Annotated in this window: 4 protein-coding genes; all 4 read left to right on the forward strand. The window is 67.1% G+C overall.

Annotated features, from left to right (window positions below; all coding sequences use genetic code 11):
- Window positions 1-364: integrase core domain-containing protein (locus ABC138_RS17275; RefSeq protein WP_345914443.1), on the forward strand; the 364-nt coding region annotated here is incomplete at its 5' end.
- Window positions 351-1,256, forward strand: a complete 906-nt coding sequence (locus ABC138_RS17280) for a serine/arginine repetitive matrix protein 2 (RefSeq protein WP_345914444.1) — start codon at window positions 351-353, stop codon at window positions 1,254-1,256. The genes ABC138_RS17275 and ABC138_RS17280, both read left to right, overlap by 14 nt.
- Window positions 1,257-1,258: 2 nt before the next feature.
- Window positions 1,259-1,747 carry a hypothetical protein gene (locus tag ABC138_RS17285; RefSeq protein WP_345914445.1) on the forward strand — a complete coding sequence of 163 codons (489 nt, stop codon included), beginning with the start codon at window positions 1,259-1,261 and terminating at the stop codon, window positions 1,745-1,747.
- Window positions 1,744-3,507, forward strand: a complete 1,764-nt coding sequence (locus ABC138_RS17290) for a TraM recognition domain-containing protein (RefSeq protein WP_345914446.1) — start codon at window positions 1,744-1,746, stop codon at window positions 3,505-3,507. The genes ABC138_RS17285 and ABC138_RS17290 overlap by 4 nt, the downstream gene beginning before the upstream one ends.
- Window positions 3,508-3,909: the final 402 nt, after the last annotated feature.

The raw sequence follows: 3,909 nt of genomic DNA on the forward strand, positions 1-3,909 counted from the left end.
TCCCTTCAACAACACGGTGTTGCATCGACTGGTTGAACCTGCCCAATTCACCTCGATTCGCTATGGCGAACGACTGGCTGAGATCGGTGCGGTGCCCTCGATTGGCACCGTCGGGGATTCGTACGATAACGCGCTGGCGGAGACCGTAAACGGCTACTACAAGGCCGAGTTGATCCGCGGTCCCACGCGCGAGGGACGGCCGTGGAAGAGCGTCGAGGACGTCGAACTCGCCACCCTGTCCTGGGTCCACTGGCACAACCACGAGCGGCTGCACGGCTACCTCGACGACGTCCCACCAGCAGAGTTCGAGGAGACGTTCTACGCTACGAAACGGGCCGACCAGACCCTGGTTGGAATCCAATAGCCCGAGCCTCCATCAGACCCAGTGCGGTTCAGAGGGCCGGGTGCCTGGGCCTGTGCCGACGTACGTGGCTGGTTTCAAGCAGTGGTTGAGCCTGAACCGTCACGTGATGAAGGGGCAGGGCGGGTACGCGATTCTCGCGCCGGTGACGGCCCGGTTCGCCTCGGCGACGCCGGAGAATCCGGAGTCGTGGCGGCGACTCGGGCGCGGTGAGAAGCCACATGGGGGTGAGACGGTCCGCTCTCGGATGATCGGCCTGAAGCCCGCCCACGTCTGGGACATCTCCCAGACCGACGGCGAACCGATCCCCGAGCCGCCGCGGCCGCAACTGCTCGAAGGTGAGGCGCCGGACGGCCTGTGGGACGGGCTGGCAGACCAGATCGTTGCCCGCGGGTTCGAGCTGCGGCTGGTCTCCAACGCTCGCTCGATCGGCGGCGCGAACGGACTGACCGACTACCTCACCAATGAGGTCTCGGTCCGGATGGACATGGATGACGCTGCGCAGGTGAAGACGCTTGCCCACGAGCTCGGTCACGTCATGCTCCACGGGCCAGACAACGTCGACGCCGCGATGCACCGTGGAATCGCGGAGGTCGAGGCCGAGTCGGTCGCGCTCATGGTTGGTGCTGCTCATGGGCTCGACACGACGAGCTACACGGTTCCTTACGTCTCGACCTGGGCCAGCGACGTGCCCGGCAAGTCACCGGTCGAGGTCGTCCAGGCAACCGCCGACCGTGTCCGAGCTGCGTCGCTCACCATCCTCGACAACCTCCCGACCACGAAGGTCGGTGACGGGAACCCTCCGGGGCTGGAGCGAGACACTCCTGCAGCCCATCGGGCACCAACACAGGCCACGCCGGCCGCTCGGACTCACGTCGATGCTCTGGGGCACTGACCATGCTCAACACCACGGCGCCCTACCGGCGCGACGACCACGGAACTCTCAGGGTGCCGGTCGTGATGCCCTTGGTCGAGGTGGTCGTCAATGACACTGGATTTCTTGGCGTCCGCCTTGACCGCGAGCCGTATGCCGCGGACGGCAGTGTGACCCGTGACGACCTCGCTAGCGTCGTGAAGTCGATCGCCGACGACCTCGGCGCACCCGTCCGTGTCGAGGTCCACGAGTCCGACGGCAACACCTTCACCGACATCGTGACTCCAAGACCACGACCCACTGAGCACCGTGCAGCCGACCAAGCTCCGACAGAGACCGCTGATGGATTCCTGCCCGACGAGGAGGTGTCCATCGCCGTCATTCTCGGACGTCACCGGCACGGAGTCGACCCGCTGGAGAGCCGCCTCCCTCCCGCGCTGCTGGCCGCGCACCGAGGCAACGTCGTACTGCTGGGGCGGACCTCAGGAACCGTCAGGGTGATCGGGCCATGAACCCACGCGGGCAGTCCGTCGACAACGACTTGGTCAACCTCGGGCTCGTCGGAATCGCTGCCCTGGGCTGCCTTGCTGCGGCACTTCGGCTCGCCGGGACCGTCACCGCCTGGGCCACCGGAGCCGAGCAGCCAAGGTACGGCTGGGCGGCAGGCTTACGCATCCTCGCCGACCCGGAGCAACCGGGGACGGCGCTGGGCACGCCGGGCATGTCCCCATGGCTCTACTGGCTCGTGGTCGCCCTGATGGTCGCTGGTGTCGTCTGTGCGGCGCTCGTTGCCTGGCGACGAGTCAGCGGGTGGCGCGAACACACCACACGCGACCCGCACCGACTCGCCGGCATTGCCACGTCCCGCGACGTTCGAGTGACGGCATCGAAGAAATCCCTCCTGGCGCGCGGCCGAACTCTCCGACCATCGCTTGACCGGCCGGACGCCCCGGACATCGGCTACCTCCTGGGGCGAGCTCGCGGCACCGAGGTGTGGGCCTCGGTCGAGGACTCGATCCTTCTTCTGGGACCGCCTCGCTCCGGCAAGGGTCTGCACGTCGTCATCAACGCCATCCTCGACGCGCCGGGCGCGGTCATCACCACCGCAACGCGGCCAGACAACATCGCGGCCACGATCACTGCCCGCAGTCGACGTGGCCCCGTCGCGGTCTTCGACCCCCAGCGTCTGGCAGACGGACTCCCGTCCGGGTTGCGGTGGTCGCCGGTGCGGGGCTGCGAAGACCCCCTGACCGCGATGATCCGAGCAACGGGCCTCGCGTCCGCGACTGGCTTGTCGACGGGAGGGGTCGAGTCGGGCGGATTCTGGGAAGGCAAGACCCGCACGGCGTTGCAGTCCCTGCTCCACGCCGCAGCACTCGACCGGCGTAGCCCCGGTGAGTTGTTCGCGTGGACGCTCTCGCCGTCAGCAGCAGCGGACGCAGTAGCCATCTTGAGCAGCGACCCACACGCCGCACCTGGCTGGGCCGACTCGCTCGAGTCGATGATCCACTCAGATCCGCGGACCCGGGACTCCATCTGGATGGGGGTCTCCCTCGCGCTGTCATGTCTAGCCGACCCGCGCGTTCTCGACGCGGTCTCGCCAGCAGCCGGCGAAGAATTCGACCCCGCGAGCTTCCTGACCAGCAACGGCACGCTGTACTTGCTCGCGACCGGTGCTGGCGCCGGCGCCTCCTGGTCACTGGTCGCGGCGTTCATCGAGGACCTCGTCGAGACGGCCCGTCACCTCGCTGCGGCCTCCCCCGGAGCCCGGCTCGATCCACCACTGCTGATGGCCCTGGATGAGATCGGCAACTTGTCACCGCTGCCGTCGATGCCGGTCCTGATGGCTGAAGGCGGAGGAACTGGCATCACGACGATGCCGGTGTTGCAGTCCCTCTCGCAGGCACGCGACAAGTGGGGTGACCACGCGGCCGGCGCGATCTGGGACGCGTCGATCGTGAAGGTCGTACTGGGCGGGACATCGGCCGCGCGTGACCTGCAGGACCTCGCTGCCCTCATCGGCGAGCGCGACGAACGGACCGACACCATCTCTGTCGGGGACTACGGCTCTCGGTCCCTCCAACGCTCCATGCGCCGTGTGGCGGTCATGCCACCAGAGGCGATCCGGACACTGCCGTTCGGCACAGCTCTCGTCCTCCTCCGCAGCGCCCCGCCCGTGGTGACCGAATTACGCCCATGGACCGTGCGCCGCGACGCCGAGGAACTGCGTATCGACCGGACCGCCATCGAGGCAACCCTCCGACGCCGGTGACCGACAAGCTGGCACTGATCACCACTGCCGCTGCTTCTGACTTGTCACGTGCCATGCCCCTCGGTGGCCCGAGAAGCAGGGATGGATCGACTGAACAGGCCGTCCCTGCTCTTGCAGTTTCTCCAACACGCGACGCGCGAGCCAGCGGTTGGCGTACGGGATCTTGGTGCACATGGCGCCCTCCAACAGAGATACCTGAGTGGAGTGGCGCCTCGCCTCTAACGACGAACGACACGTTGGCGGTATGCGCTGATGCGCCCGGCTCACCCGCATTTGTAGGTCCATGGAGCCGAAGGGACACCCTCAGATTAGCAAGACACCGCCCCGGTCGCGGCCTGTCGCAGACACCTGATTTCTGGCTCTCCTGACGCTTCCGTGGGTGTTTTCGCGCGCCGTTGACGA

The organism is Janibacter sp. LM, assembly GCF_039631275.1.
GTDB lineage: Bacteria > Actinomycetota > Actinomycetes > Actinomycetales > Dermatophilaceae > Janibacter > Janibacter terrae.

Excerpts from the sequence above, each read along its gene's own strand:
- ABC138_RS17290 (WP_345914446.1), top strand. The coding sequence starts at position 1,744 with ATGAACCCACGCGGGCAGTCCGTCGACAACGACTTGGTCAACCTCGGG.
- ABC138_RS17285 (WP_345914445.1), top strand. The coding sequence starts at position 1,259 with ATGCTCAACACCACGGCGCCCTACCGGCGCGACGACCACGGAACTCTC.